This window comes from Faecalibacterium sp. HTF-F (genome assembly GCF_023347535.1).
Classification (GTDB): Bacteria; Bacillota; Clostridia; order Oscillospirales; family Ruminococcaceae; genus Faecalibacterium; species Faecalibacterium wellingii.
Genome location: NZ_CP094473.1, coordinates 782,263 through 799,103, shown reverse-complemented (window position 1 = coordinate 799,103; position 16,841 = coordinate 782,263). Strand labels below are relative to the sequence as shown.

The following is a 16,841-nucleotide window of genomic DNA, read 5'->3' as shown; positions in this document are numbered from 1 at the left end:
AGCCTGTCGCTGTGCACAAAACGTGTCAACAGGCAACTGCGGATTCTATTCATAAGAATAGCATAAGATGGAGCGGACTGCAAGTGCAGAGAATACCCAAACCAGAGCCCCCTAAAAAGCAGGGGGGACAAACAGAAAGGAGCACCCCATGAAAGAACTGAACAGACGCGAATTCCTCACCCTTACCGGCGCAGCCGTTGTGGCACTCTCGCTGGCAGGCTGCAGCGGCGGGCCCTCCGCGCCTCCCGCACCCACTACGCCCAAAGAAGCCGATCTGCTGGCAGCCATCAACAAGGTCTGGAAGGAAAAGTACGATGCAGGGGCGGTTGTCAATAAGCAGCTGATTCTCAATCAGGATGCGGTGGGCATCGTAAGGGGCTACGGACGTGTTTTTGAAGAGGCCAACGAGACACCGCATAAGTGGGTAAAGAGTGACGATGATATACTTTCGGATGAAAGGCTTAAGTTTAGGGATAAAATGAAAAAGTATGGCGATAACAGTTTCGCAGGTATGGTCTGCGACGAGGATACCGATGGTATGGTGGCTCTGAAGTATAAGTATTCTTGCGAGGATACTGTCGTTCAGGCTTTTGTAGAGGACCTGCTGAACAGCAATTCTAATAGCTCCAATGCAGAGTTCATCAGCATTTATTTCCCGGTGGTTAAGAATGTGACCTACATGACCGCTGCTATATTCCTGTACAACAAGGCATAAGATAATCAGACTTCCCCCTTTTGCCCCGGGCACACTCCCCCTGTGTCCGGGGGCTTTATAAGAAGAAAGGAGCACCCCCATGAAAGAGATGAACCGACGCGAATTCCTCACCCTCACCGGCGCAGCCGTTGTGGCACTCTCGCTGGCAGGCTGCGACGACGGGCCCTACGCACCTCCCGCACCTCCCGCAACACCCACCGGCAAGGAAGCCAAAGTGCTGGAAGCCATCAACCTTTTCCGTAGAGATAAGGGATGGGGTGATCTCAAGCTGGATAGCATACTGAACGTTGCTGCCGAAAAGTATGCTGATTTTGCCGTGGGAGTTATTGATGAGCCAACGTTGTATGAGACGGTTATTAGGTTGGACAGTGACCACGGCGGTCAGTATGTGAAATTAACGCGCCCAGCCCCAGTTTACATGCTGCCTTATGACGATGATGTCGCTAATATGAAAAATGCACTGCAGACTTATACTCCGAATCAAATAACGAGCATTGGTTCGGCGGAACTCACGCTTGTTGGCATCAAGGTGTTTACCTATTTGGGTGGAAATCTCTACTGGTACGCAGTCGCAGCCGAAGGCAAAAAAGTAACCCCTTAACCACAACAATTCCCATTTAACCCCCTGTTTGCCCCGGGCACGGAAGCCTCACAGCGTGCCCGGGGCTTTATAGAAAGGAGCACCCCCATGAAACGATATGACCGACGGACGTTCCTCAAGCTCTCCGGCGCATCGGCGGTGATGCTGGCGCTGGCAGGCTGTGAGGACAAGTGCTTCGGCGGCTCCGGTGCCCCGGACGTCCCGGACTCCGGCAGCTCCGTCGACCCCTCTACCTACGACCCCTTTCACAGTGAGGAGATCACCACCCTTGGCCCTCCGCTTCCGGAGGCTCCCGATTCGCCCCCGATTCCGGTGATCCGGGACGGCAGAAAGATCTTTGAGATCATCAACGCCGAGCTGACCCGGCGGAAGGTGCAGTACTTCAAAATGCAGTACAATGCAGGTCTGGAACACTCCATTCAGTCCGAGATGCAGATGTTTGTGGACTACGACACCCCCTCCTTCTCCGCGAAGGAGGGTCTGGAAGCCCGGATGAACGGCGATTATGTGGATGGAATGTGGGCTGGCTTTGATGAGGGCGGCTATGAATGGGGCCGCGGCTCCACCGCCTTTATCCGGGGCATCCACCACTACTGCTATGGCATCCAGTTGGACGATTACAAAGAGAAACGCTACTATCTGGACCGGCCCTACCCGGCCAATCAGGCCCAGTTCAAGGCCCTGATGGATGAGCTGGAAGGAAAATTCAATTATGCCCCGGACCCCAATATGCTGGACTCTCCGGAAGTGAGGAAGTACGACATCGGCATCACTGTGGCGGATGTTCAGGGCAAGACCTACTGGGCGGCCTATATCATGCGTACACCAGAGAACCCCGACGACGATGAATGACGAAAAGGAGACAGCCATGAAACACAAATGTTTTGCTGCTGTGGTTCTGGCTGCGGCGCTGCTGCTGACCGGCTGCGGCGGCGCAGCTGCCCCCGCGGCCCCCGCAGGCTCCGGCGCAGCTTCCCAAAGCGCCGCAGCCGCAGCGGTGCAGACGGCGCAAAAGGAGCGCATCACCGACCAGTGGAGCCTTGAAAAGACGGTGCGGGGCGAGATGATCGGCGTGATGAAGCTGAGCATCCATGTGCCGCAGCTTGTGTGCGACAGCCCGGACGCCGCCGCTCTCAACGAAGAACTTGCCGCTATGTATGTGGCGGAATACAAGGATTATGAAAGCTACCCGGACGCTGAGGTGCCGCAGGGCGAAGAGAGCCCACCGACCGAGAGCATCAACTGGGACGCCTACTGGTACGGCGACTGCGTCAGTCTGGTGATACGCCGCCGCGATTACGACGACGCCCCGTGGTATTACAGCGGGTGGTGCTTCGATTTTGCCACCGGCAAGCGGCTCACCACAGCCGAGATGCTGCAGCACATGGGTCTGGACCCGGACGAGGTGCAGACGCAGGTGCAGCGGCAGGCCATGCAGACCTTTGACCGGGAGATGGCGCAGGGCGCGTATTACGAGGGCCTGCGCAGCGGCGGGAACCTGTCGGAAATGCGGATGCGCACGCTGGAATACAATGAACTGGAAAACCTGTGTCTGCTTTTGCCGGAACAGGACCGGCTGGTGCTCCGGGGCAGGTACTGCTCCGAGACCGACTGGGGCTGGCAGCAGCTGGATGTGGAGATCCCGCTGACCCCCGCCGCCCCCGCCGATACCCCGGTGCTGACCGACACCTACGACGGTGTGCAGGTGCAGCTGAAGGGAACACAGGCCACCATCACCCTGAGCCCCGCGCCAAGGATCAATCAGTGGGAAGACATTGGCATCCGGGTGGAACAGACGCGCACCTATCCCATCCTTGGCGCTTACAATGAATATGTGGACGTGTGCATCGGGGATCAGGATGACGGCTTCTTCCGCCCGGTGGTCTATCTGCTGACCAAGGACGGCGTGGTGGAGTATGTGGACGTGCTGCGCTGCCTGCTGTTCGGGGATGCCACGGCCATGATCTGCCAGGACCCCATCTACTTTGCCAACAACGGCACTGCGCTGGAACTCTGCGGCAGCGAGGTGAATCTGCACCGGAAGGACGGCTCTGTGCTGGAGCTGGCTCCCCTGTCGGCAGAGTGGAGCGCGCAGGAGATTCCCTATTCCGTCACCGGCTCCTACAACTATACCGGCGAAAACGGCTGGAACTGGATGGACCTTGGCAGTGACAGCATCGTTCAGCTGGGCGTGCAGGACAACAGCCGCATCTATCAGGGCGACGCCGCGTATCTGGGCGTGGTGCCCGAGGGCGTGGTGCTGGGCATCTATGCCGACGAGACCGAAGCCGGGCAGTCGTCCATCGAGTTTGTGGCGGCGTTCAAGCTGGACCTGTACTACGAGAACCTGACCATGACCATGATCGCCGGGCAAAACCCCTTTGCCGAGGGCGAGACCCAGCTGCAGATGACCCGCAGCTACGGCTGAGAACACAGGAGAACGACTATGAAACACAAACGCCTTGCCGCTGCGGTGCTGGCGGCGGCTCTCTGGCTGACCGGCTGCGGCGGTGCGGCGGCTCCCGCTGCCCCCGCAAGCTCCGGCGCAGCTTCCCAAAGCGCCGCAGACACGGCGGTGCAGACAGCACAAAAAGACCGCATTACCGAGCAGTTCACGCTGGAAAAGACCATCCGGAACGAGTACGACATCACCTATAGGCTGAACATCCATGTGCCGCAGCTTGTGTGCTACAGCCCGGACGCCGCTTATATCAACTATGAGCTTGCCGCCATGTATGCGGCAGAATTCCGAGAGTACGAGGACAGCCCGGAGATCGAGCCCCAGCAGGACGAGGGGAACCCGGATACTTATATCAATTGGGACGCCTACTGGTACGGGGACTGCGTAAGCCTTGTGATGTTCCGCTACGACGGCGGCTCCGACCCGGGGTATTCCCGGGGCTGGTGCTTCGATTTTGCCACCGAAAAGCAGGTCTCCGTGACGGAAATGCTGCAGCGCATGGGGCTGGACCCGGACGCCGTGCAGCAGCAGATGCTGCGCGGGGCCATGCAGACCTTTGACCGGCACATGGCGCAGGGCGGCTACTACGAGGGTCTGCTCAGCGGCGGCAATCTGGCAAGCATGCGGATGAACACGCTGGAAAACAACCAGCTGGAGGACCTGTGCCTGCTGCTGCCGGAACAAAACCGGCTGGTGCTCCGGGGCGGGTGCAGCTCCACCGCCGGGTGGGGCTGGCGGCAGCTGGATGTGGAGATCCCGCTGCAGGCTGCTGACCCGCAGCCGCAGACGGTGCTGACCGATACCTACGGCAGCGCTTCGGTGCAGCTGGAAGGAACGCAGGGCACCATCACCCTGTGCCGCACGCCGGAGACCGCCGCATGGGACGCGGATTACGGCATCCGGCTGGAACAGGACCGCACTTTCCCCATCCTTGGCATCTACAATGAATATGTGGATGTGTGCATCGGAGAAATCGGCGCATCCTTCCACCCGGTGGTCTATCTGCTGACCAAGGACGGCGTGGTGGAGTATGTGGATGTGCTGCGCTGCCTTATGTCCGGAAATGTTCTGGTCTGTCAGGACCCCATCTATATTGCAAACAACGGCGTGGCGCTGGAACGCAGCGGCAAAGAGGTAATTCTGCATCAGGAGGATGGCTCTGTGCTGGAACTTGCTCCCCTGACGGAAGAGTGGAACGGGCAGGAGATTCCCTCGGAGGCCGTCGGTGCCTTCAACGAGATGGCGGACGACCGGTTTAACTGGATGGACGTGGAAAGCAATGGCCTCGTCCAGATGGGCGTGCAGGACAACAACGTTTTCTATCAGGGCTACGCCGACTATCTGGGCGTGGTGCCGGAGGGCATGGTACTGGGCGTCTCTACCAGCGAGACGGAGGACGGGATGCCGGGCATCACCTTTGTGGCGGCGGTGAAGTACGACCTGTACAACGAGACCCTGAACCTTACCATGATCGACGGGGAGAACCCCTTTGCCGAGGGAAAGACCCAGCTGCAGCTGATCCGCTGCCCGGATCCCTGACCCCGGCGCAGCCGCTGAAAACACAGGAGAACCACCATGAAACACAAAGCAGTTTCTTCGCTGCTGGCAGTTTTGCTGGCAGCGCTGCTGGCGGGCTGCGGGGCAGCATCTTCCCAGATGACCCGGGAAGAAGGCAGCATCGCAGGTCCGCCTGTCAAAACCGAAAGTGCTCTGCCGGTCTCCACCCCGGAGGCTGACACCGCCCCGGAGCCGGAGAACGGCACCGAAACTCCGCAGGAGCTTCCCCCGCTGGACCAGCGGGTCACCAACCAGTGGGAGATCAATAAAAATCTGCAGGACCCGGCAGGCAAGGTCTTGTGCCTCAACATGGAGGTGCCCCGGATCAACAGTGCCAGCGCCGACGCCGCCCGCATCAACGCCCGGCTGGCGCAGTGCTATGTGGAACCCTGCAAGCCCTGTCTGGAGTATCCGGCGTTGGAAAACGGCACCCCCTGGGATGAGGTACGCAGCGTCGGCTACTACCAGTACTGGTACGGCGACTGTCTGAGTCTGGTGATGAATGTCTATTTCAGCGCCGACAGCAGCCAGAAAGGGCAGGGATTCTGCTTCGACTTTGCCAGCGGCAAGGAGCTTACCACCACCCAGATGCTGGAGCGGATGGGGCTGGACCCCGCCGATATAGAGCAGCGGATCGCTCGTCAGGCGGATGAGATCTTTGAGGAGTGCTGGCAGAATGCCGATACCGGTGCCTGCCCTGCCAAGGAAAGCTTTGACCGGAAATGGTGGAGTTCGCTGGACCAGCTGCCTTTGTCCATCTGGGGAGACGAGGACGAAAGGAACGTTTCCCTCGGTGCGGAGATCTACAACGCCGGGGAGCAGAAGTATGTGAGCTACGAGTTGACCATCCCCCTGTACGATGACTCGGTGCCGGAAAACTGGCAGCAGCGCGTTTTGGGCGAGTGGGTGGTCTTCCGCACGGAGGTGGATGGCGATGTGTGCAACCCTGCAGAGGAAGGGGAAAGCTACACCTTGAAGCTGGAACCGGGCGACAGCCCGGACACCGTCCGTGCCACCCTGACCCGCATCTCAAAATACGGCGATACCACCACCGAGACCCGCACCGGCGTGCCCACACGGGGCAAAATAGAATTTGCCTTTGAGGGCGAATGCTGGCAGATCCGCTGCCAGCGCGCGGATGACAAAAACTACGAGTGGGCCATCGCACTGCGGGAGGACGGCACCATGACCATGGCAGACATGGGCGGCAACGCCGAGTACAGCTACATCAGCTGGATGGACCTGCAGCGCAGCTGAGTCCGCAGACAAGGAGGTGCAAGATGAAACACATCGCTCTCTGCGGCGCGCTGGCAGTTTTGCTGGCGGCGCTGCTGGCGGGCTGCGGAGCAAGGGCCGCAGCCTCTGCCCGCCCGGCTGACAGCCGGGAGCTGAAATCGACCCCGCCGGATTCCATGCACGCCACCGCGGCGATCACCGAGCAGTACACCCTTGAAAAGGTGGTGCAGGCAGAGAACGGCAGCAAGGTTCGGCTGAACATCCATCTGCCCCGGCTGGAAAGCGACAGCGCCGACGCCGCCCGCATCAACGCCGAGATCGCCCGGTACTACGAATACGATGTGCAGGATTATGCGGACTGCCCGGAGGCAGCCGATCCGGACGTGTGGGACATCTGCATTGAGATGAACTGGAACGCCAGCTGGTACGGCGACTGCGTCAGCCTTGTGGTCAGCAGCTGCTACGGCGGTACGGATGCACCCTTCCACAACGGCTGGTGCTTCGATTTTGAAAGCGGCAACCAGCTCACCGCCACCCAGCTGCTGCAGCGCATGGGGGCAGACCCCGCCGCGCTGGAAGAAGCGCTGTACCGTGACGTGAAGCGCCGGGATGAGCTGGACCGGCAGGCCGCCTGTGAGCGGGGGCTGCTGCCCCCCGGCAGCCTGAAAGAGGGCAACACTGCATGGTGGGCCACGCTGGATGAATTGCCGTTTTCGTTTGACGAAGCGGGGAACGTTTCCTTTGTGGTCGGCCGGTTCAGCGCGTCCGGGGGAGAGTATGTGAACGATGTCCCGGTCATCCCGCTGGACGCGCAGCCGCTGCCGGAAAACTGGGAGCAGCAGGTGCTAACCGAGTGGATGGCAGTCACGGCGGTGACGCAGGAGGGCAGCTATGCCCCCGCCGACCGCAACGAAAGCTATACCCTACGGCTGGAAAAGGCCGAGATCACCGGCACGGTGACCGTCTCCTTCATCCGGGAAACATACGGCAGCCCGCAGATCCAGTCCGCTGCCGAGACCCGCACCGGAGAGCTGAATGCCGGCGCTGTGACCGGCTGGGACGGGGAAAAAAGTCAGGGCTGGAACCTGACTTGCCTCAGCGAGGACGGCAGAAGCAGCTGGACCATCTCCATGATGGAGGACGGCTCACTGCGGATGCAGTCCACCGGCCCCAAAAAGGGCAGTGAGGTCTGGTACGTTTTTCGGCGCACCAGCGCGTGGGACGATATCGGTTTCTCCGCCATCCCCCGCAGGCTGTGGGGCACTTACCGCGCCGGAGACGAGGCCGCAAAGGGCATCCGCTGGATGACCTTCCTGCCGGACGGCAGCTGCTGCATGAGCGTGGAATGGGACGGGTGGAGCGGCATTCTGACCGGCACCGCCGAGGGAACACAGGGCCGCACCGAGGACGGCACCGAGCTGTATTTTAAACTGACCGACCAGAACGGCAGACCCTGCGAGTTCTGGGCCATTTTGCTGAACGATGACGGCAGTCCCAGCGGCTGCAGCCTGAAATACCGCGCCGGAGAAGTACTGTTTGACCGGGACACGCGTCCCGCTTACTGGAAAAACGACTCCCCGGATCTAACCCTTGTACCGTGACCGAAACCGAACGCAATGCGATGACAAAGCGTTGTCGCTTACAACAAACAAATAACAGGAGGAAATTACTATGGGTCTTATCAAAGCAGGTATGGGCGCACTGGGCGGAACCCTTGCAGACCAGTGGAAGGAATTTTTCTACTGCGATTCTCTGGACAAGGATGTGCTGATGGTCAAGGGCCAGAAGCGCACCTCCCGCCGCAGCTCCAACAACGGCGAGGACAACATCATCACCAACGGCAGCGGCATCGCCGTGGCAGACGGACAGTGTATGCTCATCGTGGAGCAGGGCCGCGTGGTGGAGGTGTGCGCCGAACCGGGCGAGTTCACCTTTGACGCATCCACCGAGCCCAGCGTGTTCACCGGCAACTTCGGCGACAGTCTGGCAGCTACCTTCCAGACCGTAGCCAAGCGCTTTACCTACGGCGGCGACACCGGCAAGGACCAGCGGGTGTACTACATCAACACCAAGGAGCTGGGCGAGATCCTGTACGGCACTGCCACCCCCATCCCCTTCCGGGTGGTGGTCAGCGAGGAGCGGGGCTACAAGCTCTCGGTGAACCTGCGGTGCAACGGCAGCTTCACCTGCCGCATCTGCGACCCGCTGCTGTTCTACACCAACGTGTGCAGCAATGTCTCTACCCAGTATGACGCATCCGAGATCGCACCCCGGCTGAAGAGCGAACTGATGAACGCCCTGCAGCCTGCCCTTGCCACCCTTTCGGCAAACAAGGTGCAGTATTACGAGATCCCCGCCCACACGCTGGAGATCTCCGAGGCGCTCAACGAGCAGCTGTCCAATGTCTGGCGCAAAAAGCGCGGCATTGAAGTGTTCTCCTTCAACATCAACTCCCTGTCCATCCCGGAGGAGCAGCAGAAGAAGATCACCGAGTGGGAAGAGAACGCCATGACCACCGATCCCACCACCGCTGCCGCCCGTCTGGTGGGCGGTCAGATCGACGCCATGAAGACCGCCGCCGGCAACACCGCCGGTGCCATGACCGGCTTTATGGGCATGGGCATGGCAGCCGGTGCAGGCGGCATGGGCGGCATGAGCGCCCAGAACCTGTTCGCCATGGGCCAGCAGGCCCGTCCGGACAGCGTGGACGCGCCCCAGCAGGTCAGCCGTCCCGCACCCGCCCCGGCGGACAGCTGGAAGTGCAGCTGCGGCGCCACCGTTACCGGAAAATTCTGCCCGGAATGCGGCAGCAAAAAGCCGGAGCCGAAGCCCGCTGCGGACAGCTGGACCTGCAGCTGCGGTGCCACCGTCACCGGCAAGTTCTGCCCGGAGTGCGGCAAGCCCCGCCCGGCGGCAGCAGAAGGCTGGACTTGCAGCTGCGGCGCGGTGAACAAGGGCCGCTTCTGCTCCGAGTGCGGTAAACCCAAGCCCGCCGGTACGCCCAAGTATAAGTGCGACAAGTGCGGCTGGGAGCCGGAAGACCCCGCCCACCCGCCCAAGTTCTGCCCGGAGTGCGGCGACCCCTTTGACGACAGCGACCTGACCTGACAAATACAGAGCAATGAAAGGAGCATACCATGATGGGATTCTTTTCCAACCTGTTCGCAAAACAGAACTGTGCCGTCTGCGGTAAGGAGTGCGGCACCATGCACCGCTCCAAGCTGCGGGACGGACAGTTCCTCTGCGATGACTGCGGCAACAAGTGCTCCAAGTATATCCGGCTCAGCGAGCTGACGCTGGACGAGGCCAAGGAGCACATGGAGTATATGGCCCAGATGAAGCGGGTGTTCGACGAGGTGTTCAACAAGACCGAGTTCCGGGTCAACGAATACCCCTCCACTCCATCGCAAATGGGGCTGGTGTTCTGCGATGAGCTGGGCATGCTGTACATCGACGACCGCACCGGCGGACGGGGCAAGATGCCGGAGCTGATCCGCTACGACCAGATCGCCAGCTATGAGGAATATCTGGACGAGACCCCCGCCAAGGAGCCGGGCCAGGAACCCACCCTCAACGGCGGCGGCCTGAAGCTGAAGCTGGTGCAGCCCCGCAGCATCACCGAGGCCCAGACCCAGCGGGGCATGCATCCCCACCCCTACATCAAGCAGGAGCTGGTCATCTGCTTCAGCAAGCGGGACCGGCGGGAGATCGGCTATGCCCACATCGCACGGCAGCATCTGGATCACATCTTCGGAGTCCACGATAATGAGACCAGCATGTTTGGCCGCCGGATGTCCAAGGCAGAAGAGCGGGAGCTGAAGGGCCAGGTGGGCATGATCAGTGCCATGGGTGCCGTGGCATCCGCCGCCATGAAGGGCGGGCAGCTCTCTGAGCAGGAAAAGGCCCGCTTTGTGGAGAACATCAATCTGGCAAACGACGCCCAGACCGGCGGCATGGCATTGTACAGCCGCCGTGCTGACGAAGCTTTTGCAAAGGTGCAGTGACCCCAAAAGGAGGAACGGATATGAGAAAGATCCAGCGCAGAGATTTCCTCAAGGCCATGGGCCTTACCACCGCCGCCCTCGGGCTGACCGCCTGCGGCGGCTCCGGTGCTGCCAGCGCATCCAGCGTTTCCAGCGCACCGGCTTCCAGCAGCAGTGCCCCGTCCGCTTCGGCACAGCCGGAATCAGCAGAGACCAAAGCCGCCCCTGCAGGGCCCCCTGTGACCCAGTTCCAGACCGGGGAACTGACCATCGGCGACTACACCTTCAAGGCACAGTACATTCCCTTTGACGTCCGCCGCGAGGTATGCGGTGCCTATCATTTGATCAAAGCGGACAGCTACCGGGGCAATTACTTCTTCAGCTTCTACAACGAGGACAATGAAGAGCAGTCTGCCAAGATCTTCGAGTATGCCATCAAGGACGACCGGCTGACCCCGGTGGAAGAGTACAACATTGACGGCAGCGACGCCCTCAGCATCGACCGCAATGGCATCCTGTATGTCCTGGAAACCTTTGATGTCTACTGCTACGATCTGAACAGCAGCGACCCGGAGGAGCCCGGCGACGCACTGGACTACTGGGGCCGCTGCTATTCCTCCAAGGACCGGGATCTGACCGTGCTCTACCGGACCAACTCCGCGCCGGTGCTGGTGCAGGACGGCGAGTACACCGAGCTGACGCTGGAGGGTGATAACGAGATCGGCCCCTTCTACAGCATGTCCTCCCTGAACCTCAGCGGGGACGAGCTGCTGACGGTGGGCGAGCTGGAATCCAACGGCGATGATTACTTTGCTGCCTTTGATCTGGACGGCAATGAGCTGGCCCGCAGCTCGCAGCCGGTGGGCAGCTTTAACGCCGTGATGATGAAGCGCCCCAACGGCTATCTGCTGGACACGGGCTATATGTGGGAGCTGTACGCGCCGGACGGCACTTTTTTGGAAAAGTCCTTTCCCGTGGGCGAGCGCGAGACCCTGTGCCAGCTGTGCGGCGACTTCTGCATCTTTGATGTTTTCCTGCCGCTGGAGGAAAACGCTTTCCTGGCAGTGGGCCACCACGGCAAAGCCACCGAGCCGGACGAACCGGTGGTGTTCCGCATCACTACGGATTTCTGAGCCGACCGCTTCGGCGGGAAGACCAACACAAAAACAGCTGGGCCGGGGAAGAGCCCCCGGCCCCCTTTGGAACAACAGGAGGAAACGCTATGGCAGGAATGCTGGAATACAAGTGCCCCTGCTGCGATGGCGCCATCCAGTTTGACAGCGCCACCCAGAAAATGAAATGCCCCTACTGCGACACTGAGTTCGACGTGGATACCCTCAAGGGCTACGATGAGGAACTGAAGGACGAAAAGCCCAGCGAAATGGAGTGGGCGACCCCCGGCGGCAGCTGGGCAGAAGGCGAGACCGCCGGTCTGCATACTTACAGCTGCAAGAGCTGCGGCGGCGAGATCGTGGGCGATGACACCATGGCGGCGTCCGCCTGCCCCTTCTGCGGCAACCCCATCGTCCTCACCGGACAGTTTGCCGGGACGCTGCGGCCCGACCTCATCATCCCCTTCAAGCTGGACAAAAAGGCAGCCAAGGAAAAGCTGCAGGAACATCTCAAGGGCAAGACCCTGCTGCCCCGGGTGTTCCGCAGCCAAAACCACATCGACGAGATCAAGGGCGTGTATGTGCCCTTCTGGCTCTTCGACAGCGATGCCGACGCTCAGCTGCGGTTCACCGCCACCCGGACCCGCTGCTGGTCGGACAGCAAATACGACTATACCGAGACCAACTACTACTCCGTCCGGCGAGACGGCACCCTGGGCTTTGACGCAGTGCCGGTGGACGGCTCGTCCAAGATCGAGGACGACCTGATGGAGTCCATCGAGCCCTTCGCCATGCAGGACGCCATCCCCTTCCAGACCGCCTATCTGGCCGGCTATGTGGCAGACAAATACGATGTGAACGCCGAGGACAGCATCGAGCGGGCCAACAAGCGCATCCGCCGCTCCACCGAGGAGACGTTCCAGCAGACCGTTACCGGCTACGATTCGGTCAAGGTGGAAAACAGCAGCATCCAGCTGCACGGCGGCAAGGCAAAGTACGCGCTGTTCCCGGTCTGGCTGCTGAGCACCAGCTGGCGGGGCGAAAACTATCTGTTTGCCATGAACGGCCAGAGCGGCAAATTCGTGGGTGACCTGCCCGTGGACAAGGGCGCTGCCCGCAAGTGGATGCTGGGCCTTACGGCTGCCCTTTCCGCCGCATCCTACGGCGTGATGTGGCTGCTGTGGCTGGCACGGATCCTGTAAAGGAGGGACGAACGATGAAAAAGACTTCCAACCGACTGCACTCCCTCTTTGCGGCGCTGGCAGCACTGGTTCTTGCGGTGGCGCTGGCTGTTCCGGCTTTTGCGGTGGAGGGCGGCTTTGCCGACCTGTACTACCGCATGAACGACAGCGCAGAGGTCCTGACCGAGGACGAGGATAACGAGCTGGAGGACGCACTGGAAGAGCTGAGCGTCCGCCAGAGCTTTGATGTGGTCATTGCCACCATCGAGTCGCTGGAAAGCGTGGACTACGACAGCATGGAGGCCTATGCTGATGATCTCTATGATTACTGCCAGTTCGGCTATGGCTCCGATATGGACGGTGTGCTGCTGCTGGTGAGCGTAGGCGACCGCAAGTGGCACATCTCCACCTGCGGTTACGGCATCACCGCCTTTACGGATGCCGGCATCCAGTACCTTGGCCAGCAGATGACCCCCTTCATGGCCGATGGAGATTACGCCGGTACATTCCGCACCTTTGTCCAGTGGTCGGATACCTACATTGACGCTGCCCGGGCGGGCCACCCCTATGACGTGAATAACCTGCCCCGGGAGCCGCTGTCTCTCATGTACCTGTTCCTTGCGCTGGGCATCGGCCTTGTGCTGGCATGGGTCGTCGTTGGCGTGATGAAAAGCCAGCTGCGCAGCGTGGCGTTCCAGGAGAATGCCGCCAGCTATGTGCGGGAGGGCAGCATGAACCTGACCAACAGCCGGGAGCTGTTCCTGTACCGGGACGTGAACCGCACCGAGCATGTGGAGGCAAAGGACTCCGACAGCTCCGGCGGCAGCTCCACCCACACCTCCTCCAGCGGCACGACCCACGGCGGCGGAGGCGGTTCGTTCTGAAAGGAGCATATTTATGAACCCTTATCTTTCGGAAAAAGCCCGCGGCGAGATCCCCCGTGTCCTCAAATGGCTGCGGAATGCAGGGCTTGCCTTCTGCGTGTTCTGCTCTTTTGGCGGGCTGTATACCCTGTGCCTGAGTTTGCAGGATAAGGACTATTCCCACATCGGAGGCTATGTGTTCTGGATCGTGGTGGGTGCTGTGCCCCTCGTGCTGTTTGCCCGCGGGGAAGCCCGCCGCTACCATGCAAGGACCATTGCCCGGCGGTTGGAGAACTACTCCGGGCCGGAAGTGCCTTTGCGGTGGCTGTACAACAGCGTTGGTATGGACGCAAAGGACATTGCATGGTATTTTGAAAACGGCTATTTTGCAAACCTCACGCTGGATCTGAACAAAAAGATGATCCGCAAGCGGATGATGCCCCGCAGCGAGCTGAAACGGGGCTGAGGAAACAGAAAGGAGTATTTTCATGGGACTTTTTGATAAGATGAAGCAGGCCGCTTCCGCCGCCGGTGGAAACCAGACCGTCACCTTTACCTTTCAGGAACTGCCGGAAAGCCTTGCCCAGATGCAGGCGCTGCCGGAAGCAAGCCTTGACACCCCCTTCAAGACTGCGGCCCTCACCGTCTGTGCGCTGTGCGCCTACGGTGCCGACAAGAACATCGGAAAGGAGATGCTCAACTGGCTGCGCGGCCCCCGTCCGCTGAACGGGCAGGATATCTCCTTTTTAAACGACCGCTTCCGGGACGGCAAAAGCTACATCCCCTTCTCCTACTTTGTGGGTGCATCGCCGGAAAACGGCTATACCCCCCGCCAGCCCTTCACCCTGCTGGTGGGCAGCAACCACACCTCTAACGTGGAGGAAGACTATTGCAAGCTGTTCATCCCCTGCGGCGGTGCCGATGATCCCCGCCCCATCAAGCTGCGCCGCAAGGGCAACGGACAGTGGTTTCTGTGGGAGCAGTACCTGCTGACCGGCATCCGCGTCCCCACGTCTGCCGACCCGTGGGCGTAAGATGAATGGCCTGACCATGAAGCTGTTTGCCGCCCTGCTGGCGCTGACCCTGAGCCTTGCGGGCTGCGGGCCGGTGGACGGCGACCCCGTCCGCTCCGGCGCGGCAGCTTCGGACAGCGCTCCCCGGCCGGACGCTGTGACCGTGGCGCAGCTGCGGCAGCAGGCCGAACAGAACGGCAGCCTTGCCGCAGTGCTCTATCTGGGCAGCGTCCCGGAGCGCACCGCCGATGTGGACGCTGCGCTGGACAGCCTGCAGGAACAGCCGTGGCAGTTTGTTGCGGACATCCCGGCAGACCACCGGGTCGCAGCGCCGGGCGGCGGGCGGGAGCTGTACTGCATCTTTGCTGTGCGCAGGCAGGATACGCTTTTTGTCTACGAAAAGCAGGACCCCCAGTACCCGCACCAGACAGGCCGGGAGCTTTATTGCAAGCAGGATGGCCAGCCCATTCTGCTGCTGTGCAACGGCACCCCGGACACCCCCGACACCACGGCGGTGGTCTACTGCACCACCGGCCGCGCGCTGGACTGGTCGCCCCGGCTTTCTGCCGGGACCGGCAGCCCGGAGCCGGTGGAGGGCATAGACGATTTTTCCCAACACCCAACGCCCGGCGCTGCCTCCTGAGGTGCGCCCCGGCAGGGCATGAGAAAGGAGAACTTATGAAAAACCTGAAACTTCTGGCAGCCCTGCTGGCGCTGACCATCGGCCTTGCAGGCTGCGGCGGGTCGTCCAAAGGCAGCAGCGCGTCCAGTTCCAAGCCCGAAAAAATGCTGGACGGAGACAACATGATCGCATCGCCCTCCGCCAAACAGGAGTACACCGAGCCGGAGGACGTGACCTACATGCGCCTGCTGGCCGGGGAGGACGAATACCGCGCCTGCGTGCTCTATCTGGGCGGCTCCTACGAGATCACCACCGATGTGCAGAAGGTGCTGGACAGCCAGACCGACCTGCGGGAGCTGTGGGGCTTCGTCTACGACATCCCGGAGGATCACTGGGTCGTGGCACCGGACGGCGGGTGCGATTTGTATTGCATCTTCCCGCAGGACCCGGATGCCACCCTGTTCGTCTACGAGACGAGCCTGACAGACGATGCCGAAAACCCGCTCCAGCGCGGCAAACAGCTTTATTACAGTGAGGACGGCCAGCCCATCCTGCTGCTGTGCAACATCAGCGATATCGCCCCCAACACCGAGGTGGAGCTGTACCCCAGCACCGGCGAAGAGCTGGTATTCAGCCCCTTCCTTTCCGGCGAGAACGGCCATGTGGTGGAAGCCGAGGGCGTGTGCGACTTTACCATCTACCCGGAGGGGGACGACTGGGAAACCATCACCAGTCCGTGGTCGCTGGAAGGCAACTGGCTGGAGATCGCCCGCGACACTGACGAGGGCTATTCTGAGACCGACCCGGCAGACGCTGACCGGATGTGTTTCCTGCCCACAGACGGCGAGACCGAGGGCGACCAGCTGCCCTTTACCGCCAGCTACATCACCCCCTACCCGGAACTGAACGTGGAGGAAGCCGACCTGTTCTATCAGGAGGGCACCCCGGAGGTGCCCTTCCAGACCAATCAGGAGTGGTACGCTACCTTTATCGGGGAGGACGGCTCCCGCTACGCTGTCACGCTGGAGGACGAGGACACCCTTGCCCTGAAGTTCTATCTGGACAACGAAGAGAGCTACATGAGCCTTGTCAGTACTGTCTACTTTGCGCGGCAGGAGGCCATGGGCTGACCGCCGCCGACCCACACCGGGAGGAATGAACCATGAAACACACCAAAAAGATCACCATCCTCCACTCCAATGATCTGCACGGAGACTTTCTGGCAGAGCAGGTGGATGAAAATGGATTCATTTCCGAGGTATATAAACAGCAGGAATGCTATGGGGAGTTTGCTGAAAATATTGCTTCTGATCTGAGCCGGGACAATACGGAGCTGGAAGTCGATTACGAGGAACTGCAGAAATCGGATCTTCTCGTTTTGGAATACGCAGCGGATGGGAAAGTAAAATTGCCGTTCAGGACTGGAGTGAGGATGCAGGAATCCGGGTAGCGGAGGAAGCGCTGATCGAGCAGCTGGTGAAGCTGGGAGCGAGGATC

General features: G+C 60.7%; 17 protein-coding genes. All 17 read left to right on the top strand.

What is annotated here, in order from left to right:
• Positions 1 to 148: 148 nt before the first annotated feature.
• The 17 genes from MTP37_RS03740 to MTP37_RS03660 all read left to right on the top strand — a co-directional run bounded on the left by MTP37_RS03740 (position 149) and on the right by MTP37_RS03660 (position 16,794).
• Entirely contained in the window at positions 149 to 715 is a 567-nt protein-coding gene (locus MTP37_RS03740; RefSeq protein WP_249238257.1) for a twin-arginine translocation signal domain-containing protein, read from the top strand.
• Positions 716 to 794: 79 nt separating this feature from the next.
• A complete protein-coding gene (locus tag MTP37_RS03735) occupies positions 795 to 1,316 on the top strand; it encodes a twin-arginine translocation signal domain-containing protein (protein ID WP_249238256.1) in 522 nt (173 codons plus the stop codon).
• 87 nt (positions 1,317 to 1,403) lie between these two features.
• Entirely contained in the window at positions 1,404 to 2,168 is a 765-nt protein-coding gene (locus MTP37_RS03730; protein ID WP_249238255.1) for a twin-arginine translocation signal domain-containing protein, read from the top strand.
• Between the two features lie 16 nt (positions 2,169 to 2,184).
• Positions 2,185 to 3,744 (top strand): acid-shock protein, encoded by a 1,560-nt coding sequence (locus tag MTP37_RS03725; protein WP_249238254.1) that lies wholly within the window; start codon positions 2,185 to 2,187, stop codon positions 3,742 to 3,744.
• 18 nt (positions 3,745 to 3,762) lie between these two features.
• Positions 3,763 to 5,316: an acid-shock protein gene (locus MTP37_RS03720; protein ID WP_249238253.1), complete on the top strand. Its 1,554-nt coding sequence runs from the start codon at positions 3,763 to 3,765 to the stop codon at positions 5,314 to 5,316.
• Between the two features lie 36 nt (positions 5,317 to 5,352).
• A complete protein-coding gene (locus MTP37_RS03715; RefSeq protein ID WP_249238252.1) occupies positions 5,353 to 6,591 on the top strand; it encodes a hypothetical protein in 1,239 nt (412 codons plus the stop codon).
• Positions 6,592 to 6,614: 23 nt separating this feature from the next.
• Positions 6,615 to 8,171 (top strand): hypothetical protein, encoded by a 1,557-nt coding sequence (locus tag MTP37_RS03710; protein ID WP_249238251.1) that lies wholly within the window; start codon positions 6,615 to 6,617, stop codon positions 8,169 to 8,171.
• A 70-nt stretch (positions 8,172 to 8,241) separates the two neighbouring features.
• Complete coding sequence (locus tag MTP37_RS03705; protein ID WP_249238250.1) at positions 8,242 to 9,678, top strand: SPFH domain-containing protein; 1,437 nt, start codon at positions 8,242 to 8,244, stop codon at positions 9,676 to 9,678.
• 29 nt (positions 9,679 to 9,707) lie between these two features.
• Positions 9,708 to 10,574: a DUF4428 domain-containing protein gene (locus MTP37_RS03700; RefSeq protein ID WP_249238249.1), complete on the top strand. Its 867-nt coding sequence runs from the start codon at positions 9,708 to 9,710 to the stop codon at positions 10,572 to 10,574.
• Between the two features lie 20 nt (positions 10,575 to 10,594).
• The gene (locus tag MTP37_RS03695) at positions 10,595 to 11,686 is read left to right on the top strand and encodes a twin-arginine translocation signal domain-containing protein (RefSeq protein ID WP_249238248.1); all 1,092 of its coding nucleotides are present in this window, start codon (positions 10,595 to 10,597) and stop codon (positions 11,684 to 11,686) included.
• 89 nt (positions 11,687 to 11,775) lie between these two features.
• Positions 11,776 to 12,867 carry a TFIIB-type zinc ribbon-containing protein gene (locus tag MTP37_RS03690; RefSeq protein WP_249238247.1) on the top strand — a complete coding sequence of 364 codons (1,092 nt, stop codon included), beginning with the start codon at positions 11,776 to 11,778 and terminating at the stop codon, positions 12,865 to 12,867.
• Between the two features lie 14 nt (positions 12,868 to 12,881).
• Positions 12,882 to 13,730 carry a TPM domain-containing protein gene (locus MTP37_RS03685; protein ID WP_249238246.1) on the top strand — a complete coding sequence of 283 codons (849 nt, stop codon included), beginning with the start codon at positions 12,882 to 12,884 and terminating at the stop codon, positions 13,728 to 13,730.
• Positions 13,731 to 13,743: 13 nt separating this feature from the next.
• Positions 13,744 to 14,175 carry a hypothetical protein gene (locus MTP37_RS03680; RefSeq protein WP_249238245.1) on the top strand — a complete coding sequence of 144 codons (432 nt, stop codon included), beginning with the start codon at positions 13,744 to 13,746 and terminating at the stop codon, positions 14,173 to 14,175.
• 22 nt (positions 14,176 to 14,197) lie between these two features.
• Positions 14,198 to 14,743 (top strand): DUF6935 domain-containing protein, encoded by a 546-nt coding sequence (locus MTP37_RS03675; protein ID WP_249238244.1) that lies wholly within the window; start codon positions 14,198 to 14,200, stop codon positions 14,741 to 14,743.
• A gap of 1 nt (position 14,744) precedes the next feature.
• On the top strand, positions 14,745 to 15,365 hold the full coding sequence (locus tag MTP37_RS03670) for a gamma-glutamyltranspeptidase (protein ID WP_249238243.1): 621 nt from the start codon (positions 14,745 to 14,747) through the stop codon (positions 15,363 to 15,365).
• Positions 15,366 to 15,400: 35 nt separating this feature from the next.
• A complete protein-coding gene (locus MTP37_RS03665; protein ID WP_249238242.1) occupies positions 15,401 to 16,474 on the top strand; it encodes a hypothetical protein in 1,074 nt (357 codons plus the stop codon).
• Between the two features lie 32 nt (positions 16,475 to 16,506).
• Complete coding sequence (locus MTP37_RS03660) at positions 16,507 to 16,794, top strand: hypothetical protein (RefSeq protein WP_249238241.1); 288 nt, start codon at positions 16,507 to 16,509, stop codon at positions 16,792 to 16,794.
• Positions 16,795 to 16,841: the final 47 nt, after the last annotated feature.

What these genes read in the sequence shown, in the direction of transcription:
- MTP37_RS03740 (WP_249238257.1), top strand. Translation starts at nt 149, where the DNA reads ATGAAAGAACTGAACAGACGCGAATTCCTCACCCTTACCGGCGCAGCC.
- MTP37_RS03735 (WP_249238256.1), top strand. Translation starts at nt 795, where the DNA reads ATGAAAGAGATGAACCGACGCGAATTCCTCACCCTCACCGGCGCAGCC.
- MTP37_RS03730 (WP_249238255.1), top strand. Translation starts at nt 1,404, where the DNA reads ATGAAACGATATGACCGACGGACGTTCCTCAAGCTCTCCGGCGCATCG.
- MTP37_RS03725 (WP_249238254.1), top strand. Translation starts at nt 2,185, where the DNA reads ATGAAACACAAATGTTTTGCTGCTGTGGTTCTGGCTGCGGCGCTGCTG.
- MTP37_RS03720 (WP_249238253.1), top strand. Translation starts at nt 3,763, where the DNA reads ATGAAACACAAACGCCTTGCCGCTGCGGTGCTGGCGGCGGCTCTCTGG.
- MTP37_RS03715 (WP_249238252.1), top strand. Translation starts at nt 5,353, where the DNA reads ATGAAACACAAAGCAGTTTCTTCGCTGCTGGCAGTTTTGCTGGCAGCG.
- MTP37_RS03710 (WP_249238251.1), top strand. Translation starts at nt 6,615, where the DNA reads ATGAAACACATCGCTCTCTGCGGCGCGCTGGCAGTTTTGCTGGCGGCG.
- MTP37_RS03705 (WP_249238250.1), top strand. Translation starts at nt 8,242, where the DNA reads ATGGGTCTTATCAAAGCAGGTATGGGCGCACTGGGCGGAACCCTTGCA.
- MTP37_RS03700 (WP_249238249.1), top strand. Translation starts at nt 9,708, where the DNA reads ATGATGGGATTCTTTTCCAACCTGTTCGCAAAACAGAACTGTGCCGTC.
- MTP37_RS03695 (WP_249238248.1), top strand. Translation starts at nt 10,595, where the DNA reads ATGAGAAAGATCCAGCGCAGAGATTTCCTCAAGGCCATGGGCCTTACC.
- MTP37_RS03690 (WP_249238247.1), top strand. Translation starts at nt 11,776, where the DNA reads ATGGCAGGAATGCTGGAATACAAGTGCCCCTGCTGCGATGGCGCCATC.
- MTP37_RS03685 (WP_249238246.1), top strand. Translation starts at nt 12,882, where the DNA reads ATGAAAAAGACTTCCAACCGACTGCACTCCCTCTTTGCGGCGCTGGCA.
- MTP37_RS03680 (WP_249238245.1), top strand. Translation starts at nt 13,744, where the DNA reads ATGAACCCTTATCTTTCGGAAAAAGCCCGCGGCGAGATCCCCCGTGTC.
- MTP37_RS03675 (WP_249238244.1), top strand. Translation starts at nt 14,198, where the DNA reads ATGGGACTTTTTGATAAGATGAAGCAGGCCGCTTCCGCCGCCGGTGGA.
- MTP37_RS03670 (WP_249238243.1), top strand. Translation starts at nt 14,745, where the DNA reads ATGAATGGCCTGACCATGAAGCTGTTTGCCGCCCTGCTGGCGCTGACC.
- MTP37_RS03665 (WP_249238242.1), top strand. Translation starts at nt 15,401, where the DNA reads ATGAAAAACCTGAAACTTCTGGCAGCCCTGCTGGCGCTGACCATCGGC.
- MTP37_RS03660 (WP_249238241.1), top strand. Translation starts at nt 16,507, where the DNA reads ATGAAACACACCAAAAAGATCACCATCCTCCACTCCAATGATCTGCAC.